Consider the following 19,605-nt stretch of genomic DNA (forward strand, 5'->3'; position numbering starts at 1 on the left):
CACAAGTAGTAGTATTGAAAGTAGCAGTTTCGTAACAAGCAAGAGTTGGTTGAACTACATTAGGACATGTAACAACAATAGTTACAACAGCAGTATCACAGTTGCCAGGATTTATAATTTCACAAATTTGATAAGTTAAAGTATAAGTTCCAGGAGGTGTATTTGGAGCAAGATCTACAGAACCATCAGGGTTAAGTGTAAGAGCACCAGTTGGATCTGGCGTAACTAAAGTTAAAGTTACATCAGCTGGATTTAGAATAACACCATTTAAAGTGTCATTATTAAATACATTCAAAATATTTGTTTGACCTGAAATTCCACTTGTAGAACTTGCATTGTCATCCACAGCATCGATAATTGGAGCACTAACCGTAATAGTTACAACAGCAGTATCGCAGTTACCTGGGTTTAAGTTTTCACAAATTTGGTAAGTTAAAGTGTAAGTTCCCGCAGGAGTACCAGGAGCCACATCAACAGAACCATCAGGGTTAAGTGTAAGAGCACCGGTAGGGTCTGGCGTAACTAAAGTTAAGGTTACATCAGCAGGGTTAAGGATAACACCGTTTAAAGTATCATTATTGAAAACATTCACCACACCATTTTGACCGGAAGCACCATTGATAGGGCCTGCATTGTCATCAACAGCATCGATAATAGGAGCACTAACCGTAATAGTTACAACAGCAGTATCGCAGTTACCTGGGTTTAAGTTTTCACAAATTTGGTAAGTTAAAGTGTAAGTTCCCGCAGGAGTACCAGGAGCCACATCAACAGAACCATCAGGGTTAAGTGTAAGAGCACCGGTAGGGTCTGGCGTAACTAAAGTTAAGGTTACATCAGCAGGGTTAAGGATAACACCGTTTAAAGTATCATTATCGAAAACATTCACCACACCGTTTTGACCTGAAGCACCATTGATAGGGCCTGCATTGTCATCCACAGCATTAATTGGACGACAAGCAGAAATGGTAAATTCAAAGAAACATCCGTCTGCATTGTAAGGTACAGCAAAATAAGAATTTGTTGCACCGGCTACAATTGGGAAGTTAGTAATTGGAGTTGCTCCATCAGGGACAGGATAGCTAGAATAAAAAATAGATCCTGGAGGAAAAGCTGATGCAAGTTGAGCAGCTGTTACGCTTGTTTGACCATTACAATAGTAAAAGTTTTGAACCAGCGGTACATTTGAACAGTTTTGAGCTACATAATTACCAGCAACTATGTTAACTGTAATAGGTTGATAAATTGGTTCACCTTGACATACACCAGAATTATTATATCCTAAAATTAATGGTCTATCTTTAAAAGTTATATTAGTTATTGCACCAGTTCCAAATGTTAAGCCATTTACTAATATATTGTTAGCACAATTTGGATTGGATAAGATAGCACAATTATCGGTAGCTCTAAGTTTGAATCGCAAAGAAGCTAACAAAGTTTGTGGGTTTGCAGGTAATGGTAAAGTTCCAAAATCCCAAACAATTGAACCCATCGCTCCAAGATTTGGATCGAAATAAAGGTTATTTGGAGTTGGGTTTGGTGAAAAGAAAATTGAGCTATTTAAACTTCCAGGTACAAATGTTGATGTAAAAGGAATCGGAATAACTAATCTGTAATTATTTACAGCTTCAGTACCTAAGTTTTTAATATCTACACCAAATTCTACTTCTTGACCTGGTTGAGCATTATAAGGACCTCCTGGTGCAACAGGAACACCACCAATGTTTTGGACAGATAATAATCCTTCAATTTCAGGGATGTAAGCATCTACAGACATTGTGATGTTGAAAATCACATAGGTGTCTTGAGTAGTTCCATAACGGAATCGTGTAGAAGTTTGATTATTTGTAATTACACTATTGTTAGCATTTGGAATATCAAACATACTAATATCAAGACCAGTATTGTTTAATAAATTTGGATTTCTTGTATTTCCACCGGTAAAAATGGAAGAATTAAAGAAGTTGTTAGCTCCATTTGCTCCATGATTAAGTGTAACCCAATTAGAATCTTGATAGTTTCTAATTTGGAAAAAATCACCAGCGATGTTTCTATCACCTTCTCCGGCCATCATACCCAATTTCATATTTACAGGACCAGATTGTACCGTATTGAAACCAGAAACAGGAATATCAAAATCAGCAGTTATACTACCAGCCACATATGAATGACCATCAAAAACGGTCACATCTCTCCATTTCATTTTGTCGTTTTCATAAACAACAACCATACCCCAACCACCATAGTAACCGGTTCCACCACCGTTACCTTCAATCAAGGCTATGTCAGCAACTTGGTATGCACCTAAACCATTTGTTCTTACATAATCGGTTACTTCGATGTAACCAGAATACATAAAACCATCGGTATTAACAGGATAATAAATATCAGAATCTTGAGCCGTTAAAACGGTATAATTACTTGCGTTTGGCCCTTTAATAGATACTTTTCTTTTGTCAAATGTTTTGCTCTCAGTTACAGTACCTATAATAGTTCCAGTAACATTTACATTTGCAAATGAACTGTTTTGTGTATCAGTAGTAGATAAATTAGTGGCTGTATTTCTAACTAGATTATTAATAGTTAAATTTACAGTACCATTGTTTATCACATATGGCGTTACCAAAGTAGCAGTTCCAGTTGAACCAGATGTTGTGTAGTTCACAGGAACATTAATCGCTGTTCCACCATTAACAGAAAGCGTTACTCTATTTGCACCAGTATTGTTAGTAAAGTTAAAAACATAAGTGTTTCCTCCACTTGTAAAAGTATAAATAGGACTTCTATTGGTATTAGTTGGATTATTTCTACCAATCGTTAATGTGTATGAAGTATTGGTAATTTGTTGGTTATGTCCAACAGTATAATTGTTGTTTACATTTACAACTCCGCCAGGAACTTGTCTTTCAACAGTAAAAACAGTTGGACTTGTGTCAGAATTTGATGCTCTTCCTGTCCAATATAAACCTGCATAAACAATATTTGAACATGCTGGGTTTGCACCATTTTCTGTAGACAATACCAAATTGGCAGAAGATGAATTCCATGTATTGGCATCATTGTCAATATCAACATATTGCATGTTGTTATTGTTTGATGTTTCATCGCCATAGTTAACCAAAGTTAAATTGGTGTTACCAATCATGGTAAAATCACCTTTTACATTATATATGGTTTTTCCAGGCGTGTAAACCGACGTTCGCTGGGTAAAAGGAACTCTTACCTGAGCTTGAACAAAAAACAAGTTACCCAATAATACCATTAAAAGTACTAACAGGTAGTTTGTTTTTTTGTTTATTTTTAAATTTGAGTACATATTTTTCATGTTTAATTCTTTTAATTGATCTATTCTTAATTTTTTGTTAAGAAGGTTTTTCAATAGAATATAATAAAGTGTAGTTCGCGTTTTCAATTCGAACATTATTAGATAATGTCTCAGCACTACAATCAAAACCTACACTAAAATGAATTACTTTGATGGATGGAAATTGTTGAAAAACATCTAAATTCATCAAATGAACTAAATCGCTTTTTTGATTGATTTTGATGGTTACCACTTCAATTTGATTGCTTTCTAAACTCAATCCTTTTAGTTTTGAAATTGAATTTGCATCAACAAATAAAACAATTGGGTTTTTACCGTACGTATTTACTCGTCCGTTGTCCACATAAATGGAAGGGTGCAAATCTTTAATTAAAGATTTAATAGAGTTAGTACTCTTGTTTTTCGAAACTTCAGATTTCTGAACCGACTTAAAGAAGTCTTCAGTGTTCTGAATTTTTGAGTTTTGCGAAAAACCTACAATTGGGAATGCTAGAAATAGCATTACCAGCAATTTCAATGTTAGGTGTTGAAACTGCCGGATTTGGAACAAATTTTCCATAATCTTAGCTTGGGATTTTAATAACATGACTTTTGACATAATTGGTTAAGTTTTTTTTCATAATATGTAAATTTGGTTGATTTGGCTTTTAATTTTCTTTCACTTTTTCAGTGTTAGTCAATTAACGGACGGCTAAACTATATACTAAATAATGTTATTGCTTATTTTTTCCATAACTAACCAAAAAACTCGATAAATGACACTTTGTATGTATTTTATGGATGTTTTTTATCGATAATCAACCTCTTTTTTTCATAACATTTTATAATTTATTTGTTAATTTCATCTTAATTCGAAGACGAATGTATAAAGTTGATTTCTAAAAAAAAAATATTTTATCGATAAAATGCTTTTTTTTATCGATAAAGTGTGTTAAAGTATTTTATCTGTAAGAAAATTAATTATAATTATGATTTTCATAAGTTTGTTAATAACTATTTCTTGAAATTCATTCTATTTGTTTTTTTTGAGTAATAATTTAGTGATTCTTGTTTATATTTAGTAAGTTTAAAAACTAATTGTAAGGTTATGAAAACACTAATTCTTATTCGACATGCTAAATCTAGTTGGGATACTCCTGTTCAAGATAAAGACCGACTTCTTAATCAAAGAGGGATTAAAGATGCACATTTAATGGCCCTAGAAGCTGCTCAGTTTTTTCCTAAATCTTATTTTGTAATGAGTAGTAAGGCTAAACGTGCCGCTGAAACTGCTCTAATTTTTGCTCAAAATCTTAATTGGCCCATCGAAAGCATTCAGTTTTTAGACGATTTATATACTTTTGATGCTTACAAATTAGAAAACATAGTAAAATCTAGTGATAATCGTTATGAAAATGTTATTCTTTTCGGACATAATGCTGCTATCACAGATTTTGTTAATAAATTTGGAGATATTTTTATTGATAATGTGCCAACTGCCGGAATGGTTTCCATTTCCTTTGCAACAAATAGTTGGTCAACCATAGCAAAAGGAAAAACGAACAAATTACTTTTTCCAAGAGAATTAAGAAATGATTAAAGCCATAGATTACCGTTATATTGATCGTGAAAAAAGTTGGTTGTCTTTTAATGCAAGAGTGCTACAAGAGGCGGCTGACCCAACGGTGCCACTTTTAGACCGTTTGCGATTTTTAGGAATTTTTTCCAACAACTTAGATGAGTTTTTCAGAGTCCGTTTCGCTGCCATCAGACGTTTAGCTCTTTCTGGTCAAGCTGCTGAAAAAGTATTAGGTGGAATTTCTGCTCAACAATTGCTTAAAGAGATTACTGAAATTGTAATCAAACAACAATCGGAGAGTTTACGAATTTTAGGCGTAATTGAAAAAGAGCTCGAAAAAGAAGGTGTTTACATTATTAATGAAAAAGAGATTTCTAAAGACCAAGAGAATTTTATTCACGACTTCTACATTCAAAAAGTAAGTCCGGCACTAGTAACTATTATCTTAAATGATTTAGCTGAGTTTCCGTTGTTAAAAGATACCTCCGGTTATTTGGCTATCAAAATGGTAATGAAATCTACTGAAGAACAAAAATCTTCGTTTTTAGGTTTTAAAAAATCTAAAAAAGATATTCGCTATGCCGTAATTGAAATTCCCAAAACAATCAATCGATTTGTGGTTTTACCTTCAAATGGAGAACGACAATATATCATATTACTTGATGACGTAATCCGCTATAATCTCCAAAACATTTTCAATATTTTTGATTATGAAAGTATTTCGGCTCACATGATCAAAATTACGCGAGATGCTCAATTAGAAATGGACAGCGACATTAGTAAAAGTTTTGCTGAAAAAATTTCTGAAAGTGTACGAGACAGAAGAATTGGTGAACCCGTTCGTTTTGTATATGACCAATCTATTGATAAAGATACCTTGAAGTTTTTCCTTGAAAAAATGGATATTGATGCTACCGATAGTATCATTCCGGGTGGTCGTTATCACAACCGTCGTGATTATATGGATTTTCCAAATCTTGGTAGATATGACTTATTATATCAACCTAAAACTCCTCTTCCGGTTGACGGTTTAGGTTTGGAAGGAAGTATTTTACAGAAAATAAGTGAAAAAGATTATTTGGTCAATGCACCTTATCAATCGTTTGCTTATCTAATTAAATTTTTACGTGAAGCAGCTCTCGACCCAAAAGTAGTGAGTATAAAAATTACGTTATATCGATTGGCTAAAAACTCTCAAATCATTAGTTCGCTTATCAATGCAGCTAAAAACGGGAAAAAAGTTACCGTTCAAATTGAATTGCAAGCCCGTTTTGATGAAGCCAGCAATATTTCGTATGCGGAACAAATGCAAACGGAAGGAATTAATTTGATTTTTGGTGTGAAAGGTTTAAAAGTACACAGCAAAATTTGTGTCATCGACCGTATTGAAGATAAAAAAATTAAACGCTACGGATTTATTTCTACCGGTAATTTTAATGAATCAACTGCACGAGTTTACACCGATGTAACGTTGTTTACCAGTCATCAACAGATTTTAAAAGATGCCGATAAAGTCTTTGATTTCTTTGAAGTAAATTATCGTGTGCATCGATACAAACATTTAATTGTTTCGCCACATTACACCCGAAACAAATTGTACAAGTTAATTGACCGTGAAATCATGCACGCTCTTTCCGGTAAAGCAACCTATATCAATTTAAAAATGAACAGTTTATCCGATCCTAGAATGATTGATAAATTGTATGATGCCAGCAGAGCAGGAGTGAAGATTAAACTGATTATCAGAGGAATATGTTGTTTAATTCCCGGTGTGAAAGGCATGAGCGAAAACATTGAAGCCATAAGCATCGTTGATAATTTCTTAGAACATTCCCGAATTTTTATTTTTGGCAATAACGGCAATCCGGAAGTGTATATTTCATCAGCCGATTTTATGACTAGAAATATTGATGCTCGTGTGGAAGTGACGTGCCCAATTTATGATGAACGAATCAAACAAGAACTTTTAGAAAGTTTTGAAGTTGGATGGAAAGGAAATGTAAAAGCCCGTTTACATTCTGAAAAATTAGATAATAAATACCGTGTTCGGGATGAAAATGAGCGTATTTTCAGAGCTCAATTGGAAACCTATAATTATTACAGAAACCAATTAGAAGTCATCACCGAAAAATTATAACCCCAAATTTTTTAAAATTAATGATTACAATTAAACGATATGCCGCCATTGATATTGGTTCAAATGCCATGCGATTGTTGGTATCTAATATTGTAGAACAAGAAGGTAAAGAAACGCAATTCAATAAAAGTTCGTTAGTGCGTGTACCCATTCGTTTAGGTCAAGATGTGTTTACCGTTGGTGAAATATCTGATGAAAACATCGAACGAATGATTGATGCGATGAAAGCCTACAAATTGCTGATGAAAGTACATAAGGTTGAACACTACAAAGCGTGTGCAACTTCCGCCATGCGTGAGGCCGATAACAACAGAGAAATTATTGAAATTATCCAACGCGAAGCCGATATCGATATTGATATTATTGATGGAAAAAAAGAAGCTAGTATCATAGCTTCTTCAGATTTGAAAGAATATATAGCAACAGATAAAACTTATTTGTATGTAGATGTTGGGGGTGGAAGTACCGAGTTTTCTTTGTTTTCCAATGGAAAAATTATTGCGTCAAAATCCTTTAAAAACGGTACGGTTCGCATGCTAAATAATATGGTGAATGAAATCGTTTGGATTGAAATTGAAAAATGGATTAAAACTCACACCGCTTCTTTTGACGAAATTACGTTGATTGGTTCCGGCGGAAACATCAATAAATTGTTTAAAATGACGGGCAAGCAACAAGATAAGCCTTTAACATTTTTAGGTTTGAATGCTCAATTTTCCATGCTTAATAAAATGACTTACGACGAACGCATTGCCGAGTTAGGTTTGAATCCTGACCGTGCCGACGTAATCATTCCTGCGACCAAAATCTATTTGAATGCCATGAAGTGGAGTGGAGCTCGCCATCTCTATGTTCCAAAAATCGGACTCTCAGATGGAATTGTGAAGGCGATGTATTATGGGAGGATTTAATTAAAAGAAAATATATTTATTGGTTTTTATAAAATTGAAAGTAACACTGTGTCATTTCGATGCAGGAGAAATCACATAAAGTAGATAACGTATTCTTTGCTTAACGACATGTGATTTCTCCTATCGCCGAAATGACACAATCAAGTGTGAAGGTTGTAATTAATCAAAACCACTAATCTACCACTCATAAATCCGCGAACATCCGCTTTTGCAAAGCAAATCAAAAAAAATCCGTGCCAATCCGTCCAATCCGTGTTCCATTAAAAGTATATATAGTTCACCCAAATTGACACATTGACTAATTGTCCAATTGCCACATTACTAAACATCCAAATCAAACATCTTTCGCAACACCTCCAAATTCGGATTAATTTCTTTCATGCGATTGAATTTGTCTTGCGGAGTAAACGCCCGTTTATTTTCCATTTTTTCATTCACAACCAACTCAATTTCAATATCATGGTTGTGTAACATGCCACGCAAATAACCTAAAACTTCATTTTTGGTGCGTTCAAATTCAATCTTAGTTCCTTCATTAGGAAGTTCATGCGTGATTTTGGTTCCTTCCAATTTGGGATCGTTTATCAACATGAGCGATTGCATGATCATCTGCCCTCGTTCTTCTAACTTTTGGGCAAATTTATTCCATTGCAAAAGCATATCCGTTTCGGTAAAAGGTTCTGTAGGATATTGAATGGTTTCTTTAACAACTAATTTTTGAGCTTCGGCTAGTTCTTTTTTCTGTTTAATACTCGCTAAAGAAAATGCAGAAACTTTTGGTTCAGTTGAAAGCGGTGGAATTATCGGTTTTGGTTTTTCTATTGTGTTTTCGGGAACGGTAGGTTTTGGTGTTTCAATTTTAACAGTCGGAACAACTTCAACGGAAGTATTGGCTACTTCAATAGCACCTAATTTTCCCAAAAAATGAAAGGGTGGAATTATATATCCGTCAACTTTTTTTTTTCTCCATCAAAAGTGATAGAGCCCAATTGCATCAAACAAAGTTCGATGAGTAAACGTTGGTTTTGACTCACTTTATATTTCAAATCAGTGTCATTTGCCAGCTCAATTGCTTTTAACAAAAACTCCTGACTGCATTTTTGAGCTTGTTCGCCATACATTTTTTGAGCTTGTTCACCGGCTTCCAACAACGTTAAAGTTGCCGGATTTTTGCAAACCAATAAATCTCTAAAATGAGAAGCCAAACCTTGTATAAAATGATGAGCATCAAAACCGCGAGCCAAAATATCGTTGAACGCCATCAACAATTCCGGTAATTTATTGGCTAAAATTAAATTCGTAATGTTGATATACGATTCATAATCCAAAACATTCAAATTTTCTGTAACTGCTTGACGCGTCAAATTAGTTCCGCAATACGAAACCACGCGATCAAAAATAGATAAGGCATCACGCATGGCACCATCTGCTTTTTGAGCAATGATATGCAATGCATCGTCTTCGTATTGTACACCTTGATTTTCGGCAACATAAGCCAAATGTTCTTTGGCATCTTTTACCGTAATCCGCTTAAAATCAAAAATCTGACAACGCGATAAAATAGTTGGAATAATTTTATGCTTTTCGGTCGTAGCCAATATAAATATAGCGTGTTTTGGCGGTTCTTCCAACGTTTTCAAAAAAGCATTGAAAGCGGCAGACGAAAGCATGTGTACCTCGTCAATAATATACACCTTGTATTGTCCGGTTTGTGGCGGTATGCGAACTTGGTCAATCAAATTCCGAATATCATCCACCGAGTTGTTAGAAGCGGCATCCAATTCAAACACATTAAATGCAAAATCTTCATTCGGATCATCATAACCGGGTTGGTTAATCTTACGAGCCAAAATTCTCGCACAAGTTGTTTTTCCCACCCCACGAGGCCCGGTAAAAAGCAAAGCTTGAGCTAAGTGATTGTTTTCGATGGCATTAAGCAAAGTGTTGGTAATAGCCTGCTGTCCCACCACGTCAATAAACGTTTGGGGTCTGTATTTTCGGGCAGATACTACAAATTGTTCCATCAAAAAAGTTTGGATGACAAATATAAAATTTAATTGTTGATTGGCAAGGGGGGGAGGGAAAATTAGTTGGTTGTTGGTTGATGGTTGTTGGTTGTTGGTTGTCGGGTTTCCGCATTTTTGTCATTCTGACGAAGGAAGAATCTCTATAATCCTCACCCCCAACCCCTCTCCAAAGGAGAGGGGAGACTGGGCGTTGAAATTACTGCTAATTTAATGGTTATGAATCCGCTTTTATCCATTTTCGCTAAGCGAACAAAAATAAATCAGCGAAAATCTGTTCAATCCGTTTCATCAGCGTGCCATTAAAAAAAGGAATAGATAAACGGAAATTGATTAACGATTGAAAAATTATGATTATTGATTTTTGAACGGAATCCTCCGCAATCTTGTCATGTCGACGAAGGAGACATCTCGTAATTTTGACAATATTAACAAAATAATTTCACTCATTACAGAAATCCGTAAAAAATTATAAAATTACCTTACTACCTTTGGCGTAACAAAAGGAATTTTCAGTTTTTTGTGAAATTTGGAATTAAAAATTTGGAATTAAAATAATTGAATTATTTATATTTTGATCTAACGTTCAGATTTATAGAATTATAGTGAAAAATATTCTTTGAAAAAACATTTTTTTATGAATAATATTAAATGTAATTTTGTTAAAATAGAATTTTTTAATAAAATTCAAAATTACGTAGCCACTTATGAGAATAACCCAAGCTAACTGGGATACAAATTTTAAAAGTATCCGAGAATCATCAACGTGGAATAATCAAGTTGACCAAGAGTTAAAGATGCATAAAATTCATATGTATCCTGCAAAATTTCCTTCGTTTCTTATTGGGAAATCTTTAGAGTATGCAAGAAAGAACAGTATTACAGTTAATTCAATTGGAGATATTTTTTGCGGTTGTGGTACAACTGCACTCGAAGCAAAGGTTAATGATAAAGAGTTTTGGGGATGTGATATTAACCCAGTTGCAACATTAATCGCAAAAGTTAAAAGAGAAACATATAGTAAGAATATTTTAAATAAATACTACGAAAATATTGTTACGGTTTATACTAATAATTATAGTGAAATTCCAGACTATATTGTTCAAAATGATAGAATATTATATTGGTTTTGGCCTAAACAAATAGAAGATTTAAGTCAATTATTGAACGCTATTAAATTAATTATTCCAAAGGGAAAATATCAGGATTTCTTTCTTGTTGCTTTCTCAAATATTCTAAAAAGAAGTTCTAAATGGCTTACAAAATCTATTAAACCTCAGATAGATCCTGCAAAGCCGATTTATCCTGTATTTGAGTCCTTTAAATCCCAATATATTACGATGTTAAGAGCTGTAGAGGAAATAAATACAAAAGTTTCAAATTCTCCAAATGCTCAAATAATAAATAGAAATTTTTTAAGATTAAATGTAAATGAATCTATTCTAGACATGCTTATAACAAGTCCACCGTATGTAACATCATATGAATATGCCGATTTACACCAATTATCTACTATGTGGTTGGGATATACTAATGATTTTAGAGAACTGCGTAATGGTACAATAGGAAGCATTTATAATCAATCATTAAATAATTTAGATATTGAAGGTTTAGATGAATTTGCAATAGATACATATAGAAATCTTAGTAATGCTGATGCTAAAAGTCCTAGGGCAGCTTTAAAGTATTTTATTGATATGAGAGACACTATTAATAAATCCTATTCTTTAATAAATCCAGGTGGTATGGCAGTATTTGTAATAGGAAATACAACATATAAAGATATATATATTGACAACGCTAAATATCTTACTAAATGTATGCTTAATAGAGGTTTTGGTGAAATTGAAGTTATGAAAAGGAAAATTAGTTCAAAAATTCTTAGCCCTTATAGAGATAAGAGAGGCAAATTTTCAAATAACAAAAATCATAAGAAAATTTATAGTTACGAATTTGTAATCATTGCAAGAAAACCGTCAAATGGATAAGAGAATTCCAATAGATTTAAAAGGTACATTATCGCCTCGACCATATGCACGTTTATTAACGATGATTGGCGACCAGCTTATCAAGAACGAGAAAATTGCTTTGTTTGAGTTAATAAAAAACTCTTATGATGCTGATGCTGATTGGGTTCAAGTCCGATTAAACAATTTTAAGGAAGTGTATGATAACAATGAGCAACTAATTGAGATAATTGCCAAACCTGATTCTTTTATTGAAATTGAAGATGATGGGCATGGCATGTCTTGGGAAGTTTTAAGTGATGCTTGGATGAATCCTGCATCACCTATTAAATATTTAGAAAAGAAAAAAGGATCAAGAAAAAGCCCTCAAAAAAAGAGATTATTACAAGGTGAAAAAGGTATAGGTCGATTTGCTGTTTTTAAAATTGGCTCCACAGTTGAAATAACAACAAGAACCAAGAATGGAGATGAAATTTCTTTATTTAGTGACTTGTCTAAGTATGATCAAGATTTATTTACAGAAGTTGGAAAAGAAGAGGTAAAATATCTAGATCAAATAAATTACAATTACGAAATAAAATCATCTCCAGAGCACTTCGTTGAAAGAACAATTAATATACAAAATTCACGAGTTTCAAGTAAATCATATGGAACACTCATAAAAATAAGCAATCTTAAAAAGGGTGGTCTAGATTTAAAAAAAATAGATGAAATTATAAATGATGTAAATAAATTGAGTTCCCCATTTTCTGAAGAGAATGTTACAAAAGATTTTATTTTCGATTTATTAATAAATAATTCTAGTAGATTTAAAGACGATAAGTTTAAGGATAAATTAGATAGCTTGTTAGAGAAAGCACCTCTTAAAGTGACTAATGGAAATTTCGATAATCTTAAATTTGAGTTTAATTTAAATGGTAACAATCGAGTAATTTCATTTGAAACTTTATCAGGTTTTAAAGTTTTTAAAGATAGATTTATTGATTCTAAAACGGGGAAGTTAAAGCGTGATCCTGAATGCGGTCCATTCAAATTTCAATTTTACATCTTTGATTTAGGAAAAGATGCACCACTAAAGTATCATTTTGATGTCAATGATGAGGATAAAACTTTCATCAAAAACCATCGAATTTATTTATATAGGGATGGAGTTAGGGTTTATCCCTACGGAGATCCAAATGACGATTGGATTGGTATTGATGTGAAGAGAGGAATCACAAGAGCAGGTGATTCATTGAGTAATGATCAAACTATTGGTTATTTATCAATTTCTAACGAAAGTAATCCAGATTTAAAGGACAAAACGAATCGAGAAGGTTTATTGGAAATAGGCAATTCTTACGAAGACTTTATTACATTAATTCAGTCATTCTTTGCATATCTTCATAAAGAGTTTATTAAATATAAAGATGCTAATAAAGATAAGTCAGTAATTCAATCCGTAAAAAAATCTGTAGTTCCTAATCAATTAGATTTATTCAAGGAATATCTTTCAGATAAAATTGAACCTGTTAAGAGAAAAGAATTTGCTGATTTGGTAAGCCAATATCATGCAGAAAGAAAATATTTAATTGAAAAAGCTGAGATATCAGAAGATTTAGCTTCGGTCGGTTTAACTGTTGAAGCCGCCTCTCATGATTTAATGACAATGATACGGCGTGCTAAGGAAACTATGGATTTTCTTATGCGAATGTCAAATGCAGGAAATGCTGATCAAGAAAAAATTACTGAAAATTTAGAGAAGTTACGAGGAGAAATTACGTTTATTGAAGACCAAATTAAAGGAATTCAACCTGTTTTTAGGTCTTCAAGAAGAAAGAAAAAAGATTTTAGGATTTCAGAAATTATTAAGACAGTAAGAAAGTATTATGATGTATTACTTAATCAATATAAAATAGAATTAAAAGTCGAGGAAGTTGGTGCTCCATTGGTCATCCGTACAAATGAAGCTGTTCTTCTCCAAACATTTATTAATCTAATTGATAATGCAGTATATTGGTTAAGTACCGTAGATAAGGATGATAAACAAATTTCAATTATGATTGACGGTAATAATTATGAAGTTGTTTTCGCTGATAATGGACCAGGAATATCAGAAGATGATGAACCTTATATTTTCGAATCTTTCTTTTCTACTAAAGGAGATAGAGGTCGAGGATTAGGATTGTATATTGCTCGACAACTTCTAGAAAGAAATGAATTTAGTATAGAGTATGGAAAAAATAAAAAAATTCTTTCAGGGGCTAATTTCTTGGTGGATTTCAATACAGATGGAGATAATTAAAGGACAAAATATAGAGCCTATGAATGTAGAATTAAATAAAGGTTTTGCTATCATTATTGATGATCATTTGTTAAAGGATGATACTGACGATATAAATAAAATTGCTAATATTATTTCAAATAAAGGAATTCCTTATTGCGGATATAATAATTTAAATGATGCTCTAAAATGTATTTCAAATTTTATAGCTGTCAATTTTGTAGTATTAGATTGGAGGTTGTCAGTCCCTGAAAATCAAGAGGTTGTTGTGACAGATTTTATGATAAAAGCAAATGCAACATCAAACATTAATTTTCTTAAAGAATTTAGAAAGCAGTGTTTTGCACCGGTTTTTATATTTAGTTCGGAAAACAGGGATAATATTGTTGAAGAACTATCCGAGAATGGTGGTAAGGATTTACTAAATGAGGATTCACCTGAAAGGAATTTTATTTTTATTAAAAGTAAATCAGAACTTATCGATGGTGAAAATCTTTTTAATGCTGTAAATGAATGGATTAAAAAAAATCCTGCAATTTATACATTAAAGTCTTGGGATAATTCCTTTTTGGAAGCAAAAAATAAAACTTTTTGGCACCTTTTTGAAAGGAGTCCAATGTGGCCAAAAATATTATGGGATACATATTCAAAAGATTCTGTAGATCAAGGATTGAATATTATGGATACAATAAATAAAAATATATCATCCAGAACTAAATTTCTTAACTATGATCAAGTAATATTAGAAGGTTATAATGGTAACATTACAAAAAATGAAATTAAGGAAGTAATACAAGGAATTATGTTTATGAATAGTGATTATCTTCATGATAAAGATTTACAGCCTGGTGATATATTTAAAATCCAAGGAGATTATTATCTTAATTTGAGACCAATCTGTGATACGATTATTGGTAGAATGGAAGAAAATGAGACACCATCAGCTTCTTGTGATGGAAATTTCTATTCGATTAAAGGAAGTAAAATGCGTCCGATAGATGTTAAGGATAGATATAATTCAAACCTTGAAATGATTAATGAACGAATTGATGAAGTTGTTATTTACGGTGTTGAAGAAAAAGAATTTTTTAGGTTTTCTTTAAAGAAAATATATATTCATAATTTTATAACTCAAAGAGGAAATAGAAAATGTCGTTTAGTTAGCCCATATATAACTCACATTCAACAAAAGTATTCGTCGTATGTTGGTCGATTTGGGTTGCCTCGTATGCCTGTTGAGATTATTACTGATAATTTACCAATGGACTAAGACACTAGCTACACAAACAGCCCTTAAAAACCCACCGCAAAATCTCCCTACTTTGCAGTTTTTTTTATATATCAGCAAAAAATCCTTGAATCAAGTCTAAAAAGACATTGGCAAATTTCAAAACGACACCCGCCATCTCCATAAACAAACCTTAACATCTAAAAGTAAGCACAAATTTAGCCAGAAGAAATCCTCTTCCATCCCTTTTCGCTAAGCGAACCAAAAAATCAGCGAAAATCTATTTCATCCATCCCATCCGTGTTCCATTGAGCAATGTGTCAATGTGTAGATGATTCAAACAGACAACAGACAACCGACAACCGACAACAGACAACAGAAATCAGACAACCCTTCGTTACCCTAACGTTAAATCTCTCAATGTTTTACACAAAAGTTTTTTATGTAGAAATAAAGTGTACCTTTGCACCCTGAAAAAATAACAGATGGAATCAATTAGAAACATTGCAATTATTGCCCACGTTGACCACGGTAAAACGACTTTGGTTGACAAAATTATGTATCACTGTCAGCTTTTTCGTGAAAACGAAAATACCGGTGATTTAATCTTAGACAACAATGACTTAGAACGTGAACGTGGAATTACCATTACCTCTAAAAATGTTTCTGTAGTATATAAAGGTACAAAAATCAACATTATCGATACTCCGGGTCACGCCGATTTTGGTGGTGAAGTAGAACGTGTGTTGAACATGGCTGATGGGGTTTGTTTGTTGGTGGATGCATTTGAAGGTCCAATGCCACAAACGCGTTTTGTATTGCAAAAAGCAATCGATTTAGGGTTGAAACCTTGTGTGGTAATCAATAAAGTGGATAAAGAAAATTGTACTCCGGAAGAAGTACACGAAAAAGTTTTCGACTTGATGTTTGAATTAGGTGCAGAAGAATGGCAATTGGATTTTCCAACCGTTTATGGTTCGGCTAAAAACAACTGGATGTCTGATGATTGGAAAAATGTAACCGATAACATTGAACCGCTTTTAGATATGGTGGTTAATAATGTACCGGCTCCAAAAGTTTCTGAAGGAACCCCTCAAATGTTGATTACGTCTTTAGATTTCTCTTCGTTCACCGGTCGTATAGCGATTGGGCGTTTGGAAAGAGGCGTTTTAAAAGAAGGAATGCCAATTTCTTTGGTAAAAAGAGATGGTAAGGTAATTAAATCAAGAATTAAAGAATTACACACTTTTGAAGGTTTAGGACGTAAAAAAGTAACCGAAGTTTCTGCCGGTGATATTTGTGCTGTGGTTGGAATTGAAGGGTTCGAAATTGGTGATACGATTGCAGATTTTGAAAATCCGGAAGCATTACAAACCATCGCCATTGATGAGCCAACCATGAGTATGTTGTTTACCATCAACGATTCGCCGTTTTTTGGTAAAGAAGGAAAATTTGTTACTTCAAGACACGTAAAAGATCGTTTGGCAAAAGAATTAGAGAAAAACTTAGCTCTTCGTGTTTCTGATACCGATTCTGCTGATAAATTCATGGTATTTGGTCGTGGTGTATTGCACTTATCAGTATTGATTGAAACGATGAGAAGAGAAGGATATGAGTTGCAAATTGGTCAGCCACAAGTAATCATCAAAGAAATTGATGGCGTAAAATGTGAGCCAATTGAAGAATTGACTATTGATTTACCGGAGCATGTTTCAGGAAGAGCGGTTGAGTTTGTTTCCGTAAGAAAAGGTGAAATGTTGAGTATGGAAGGCAAAGGTGATAGAATGATAATCAAATTTAATATCCCATCTCGCGGAATTATTGGTTTGAGAAATCAGTTGTTAACCGCTACTGCCGGAGAAGCAATCATGGCTCACCGTTTCATTGGTTATGAACCATTCAAAGGAGAAATTGCAGGTCGTATCAACGGTTCGTTAATTTCAATGGAAAACGGAAAAGCGATTCCTTATTCTATCAACAAGTTGCAAGATCGTGGTAAATTCTTTGTAGATCCAAACGAAGATATTTATGAAGGACAAGTAGTTGGAGAAAACTCTAGAGGGGATGATATGACCATTAACATTACTAAAACAAAACAATTAACTAACTTCCGTTCTGCGGGAGCTGATGATAAAACAAAGATTATTCCGGCGATTAAATTCTCTTTAGAAGAAGCTTTGGAATACATTCAAAAAGATGAGTATGTAGAAGTGACACCAAAATCGTTACGTTTGCGTAAAATCTATTTGAATGAAAATGATAGAAAACGTTTTAAGATTCAATAATTAAATTGATTTATAGACAAAAAAACAACCTTTAGTAGGTTGTTTTTTTGTTTTATGGTGTTAAGATAGAACCGGTTGAAGTGTTGACTAACATAATCCAGAGGTCATCATTATATTTCCCTTCTGCATTTGAGTAATAGTAGGATATAGCGTCATACCAATTGTTGAATTTTGCCAAATAAACACCTTGAAAATTATTGGTAGGATTATAAATGATGTCTGCATTCTCAAACCCGTTCTTTTTCAATTTGTCTAAGAATCGTGTTGCATTTTTTGGAACGGCAAATACATTCGCTACAACATAATATCCTTTCGCTTGTTGCGGAATGATGACATCTGCTCCTGGTAAAACAGTGATTCTTTTTTTGGAAGATGTTGTTTCGGCATTCATTTTTTCGCTATCGCGAATCATGTCCATAATACTGTTATATTTTCTTTTTGGTTCTGTTGAAGGAGTTGCTACCACTACTTTTTCAGGAGTCGAAACCTCTTGTTGAATAGTTGATTGTGGAATTATTTCAGCGGTTTTTTCTGTTTTAATTTCAGTTTTTGGTTGTTCTACTTGACTTATAGCTTCTTCCATTACTGATTTTTGACTCATGTTTTCATCATTGGTCTTCGCAACATTTGTAGATTCACTATCTTTAATGGTTTGAAGAATTTCTTCTCTTTTTAATGCTGTTTCTGTTTCTATAGGTTTAGCTTCAACAATTACCGGAACAGATTCTTCAACAGGTGAAGTTACTTCAACATTAAATGCACTGAAAAACATGGCATATCGATCACCGGATGATTTTAAACGCATGGATACTTTTGAAGTATTATTTTGGATAATAGAATTGTTTTTGTTGTCAATAGTAAACATTCCGGCATCATAACCTAATGTATTTAAACTATTTGGATTTCGGGTGCTAAAATAATTATCGTCTAAAACAATTGTACTGTTAAAGAAATTATCAACCGGTTTTAATGGGTGACTTACTAACGTATATTTGGCACTATTCCCATCTTTTAACTCTAACTGATCACCTGTTAGATTTCGATCACCTTCCAAAGCCGCAAAAGCTAATTTGGCATTCACATTACCTTTAGGAAGTGTATTAAAACCTGTGTAAGCAATTTCAATTGGCTTAGTGGTAATTCCCACAAATCCATCAAATGAAGTGATGAATTTTTCTGAAGCAGAAGCTTCTTCATATACAATAAATAAAGTCCAACCTGCGGCTACACCACCACTTATAATTCCTTGTGTTGCACGAATATTGGCAACCATATATTCACCATTTGGATTAGACAATCCTTGTAGATGTGATGTGACATCTGCATAAACGGAATAAGGTGCACTTTCTTTGAAGTTTTTATGAGCTAAACCATCAAACAAAACTTCTCCGGTAATATTGATGTATTCTTTTTTACCAGGCAACTTAAATTTGATTTCATTAATAATTTCTCGCGAATTGTTTACGGCTAAATATTTCCAATTTTTATCGCGAATACCTGAATCATATTTATACGTTCCCGCCCAGTATAATCCGGCATAAACGATTTTCTTTTCTGAAATATTGGATAAGGAAAGACTTGCTGCACTCGAACTAAATGTTGATTCATCATTATCAACATCGATGTAAACCATTTCAAATTCATCATTTAATTTGGCTTTTTCATCTATTTCATTATAGGGTGAATTGGCATTTTGTTTTGTTTCACTTCTATTCACAATATTATTTGCAATCAAAGTCATGTCTCCTTTTACATTGCCTTGGTATCTCTTTTTAAAAGGAGAACCTAATTGAGCAAACACACCGTTGGAACAAAAGATGATATAAATGAGTTGAAAAACGATGAAATACTTGTTTGGTTTCGAAATTTTCATTTGTTTGAACTAAATGTTGAATTATTGGTAGCAC

General features: G+C 33.2%; 11 protein-coding genes and 1 pseudogene. 7 read left to right on the forward strand and 5 right to left on the reverse strand.

From position 1 onward, the window contains the following. Together H601_RS16045 and H601_RS0104475 are read right to left on the reverse strand one after the other, a co-directional pair. A pseudogene (locus H601_RS16045) lies at positions 1–3,325 on the reverse strand (Ig-like domain-containing protein); the annotation flags it as partial. A 37-nt stretch (positions 3,326–3,362) separates the two neighbouring features. After that, positions 3,363–3,827, reverse strand: a complete 465-nt coding sequence (locus H601_RS0104475) for a hypothetical protein (RefSeq protein WP_156900343.1) — start codon at positions 3,825–3,827, stop codon at positions 3,363–3,365. A 585-nt stretch (positions 3,828–4,412) separates the two neighbouring features. Here H601_RS0104475 and H601_RS0104480 point away from each other — a divergent pair. Genes H601_RS0104480 through H601_RS0104490 form a run of 3 tightly spaced genes read left to right on the forward strand, consistent with a single transcriptional unit; the run spans position 4,413 to position 7,931 of the window. Further along, positions 4,413–4,904, forward strand: a complete 492-nt coding sequence (locus H601_RS0104480; protein WP_026710387.1) for a SixA phosphatase family protein — start codon at positions 4,413–4,415, stop codon at positions 4,902–4,904. Beyond that, a complete protein-coding gene (gene ppk1, locus H601_RS0104485) occupies positions 4,897–7,020 on the forward strand; it encodes a polyphosphate kinase 1 (RefSeq protein ID WP_026710388.1) in 2,124 nt (707 codons plus the stop codon). The genes H601_RS0104480 and ppk1 overlap by 8 nt, the downstream gene beginning before the upstream one ends. 20 nt (positions 7,021–7,040) lie before the next feature. Next, a complete protein-coding gene (locus H601_RS0104490; protein ID WP_026710389.1) occupies positions 7,041–7,931 on the forward strand; it encodes a Ppx/GppA phosphatase family protein in 891 nt (296 codons plus the stop codon). 321 nt (positions 7,932–8,252) lie between these two features. Here H601_RS0104490 and H601_RS16790 read toward each other — a convergent pair whose 3' ends face one another. Together H601_RS16790 and dnaX are read right to left on the reverse strand one after the other, a co-directional pair. Continuing rightward, the gene (locus tag H601_RS16790; RefSeq protein WP_245571613.1) at positions 8,253–8,852 is read right to left on the reverse strand and encodes a DNA polymerase III subunit gamma/tau; all 600 of its coding nucleotides are present in this window, start codon (positions 8,850–8,852) and stop codon (positions 8,253–8,255) included. Positions 8,853–8,869: 17 nt separating this feature from the next. Continuing rightward, positions 8,870–9,955, reverse strand: a complete 1,086-nt coding sequence (dnaX, locus tag H601_RS0104500) for a DNA polymerase III subunit gamma/tau (protein WP_026710391.1) — start codon at positions 9,953–9,955, stop codon at positions 8,870–8,872. 707 nt (positions 9,956–10,662) lie between these two features. Between dnaX and H601_RS0104505 the strand changes: the two genes are divergently transcribed. The 4 genes from H601_RS0104505 to typA all read left to right on the forward strand — a co-directional run bounded on the left by H601_RS0104505 (position 10,663) and on the right by typA (position 17,698). Next, positions 10,663–11,943 carry a class I SAM-dependent methyltransferase gene (locus H601_RS0104505; protein ID WP_026710392.1) on the forward strand — a complete coding sequence of 427 codons (1,281 nt, stop codon included), beginning with the start codon at positions 10,663–10,665 and terminating at the stop codon, positions 11,941–11,943. Continuing rightward, entirely contained in the window at positions 11,936–14,206 is a 2,271-nt protein-coding gene (locus H601_RS0104510; RefSeq protein WP_035655542.1) for a sensor histidine kinase, read from the forward strand. Before H601_RS0104505 ends, H601_RS0104510 begins: the two co-directional genes overlap by 8 nt. Further along, complete coding sequence (locus tag H601_RS0104515) at positions 14,136–15,455, forward strand: hypothetical protein (protein WP_026710394.1); 1,320 nt, start codon at positions 14,136–14,138, stop codon at positions 15,453–15,455. The genes H601_RS0104510 and H601_RS0104515 overlap by 71 nt, the downstream gene beginning before the upstream one ends. A 443-nt stretch (positions 15,456–15,898) precedes the next feature. Further along, positions 15,899–17,698 carry a translational GTPase TypA gene (gene typA / locus H601_RS0104520; protein WP_026710395.1) on the forward strand — a complete coding sequence of 600 codons (1,800 nt, stop codon included), beginning with the start codon at positions 15,899–15,901 and terminating at the stop codon, positions 17,696–17,698. 52 nt (positions 17,699–17,750) lie between these two features. Here typA and H601_RS16050 read toward each other — a convergent pair whose 3' ends face one another. Continuing rightward, positions 17,751–19,571, reverse strand: a complete 1,821-nt coding sequence (locus H601_RS16050) for an SPOR domain-containing protein (protein ID WP_051220656.1) — start codon at positions 19,569–19,571, stop codon at positions 17,751–17,753. Positions 19,572–19,605: the final 34 nt, after the last annotated feature.

The organism is Flavobacterium filum DSM 17961 (assembly GCF_000425465.1).
In the GTDB taxonomy this organism is placed as follows: domain Bacteria; phylum Bacteroidota; class Bacteroidia; order Flavobacteriales; family Flavobacteriaceae; genus Flavobacterium; species Flavobacterium filum.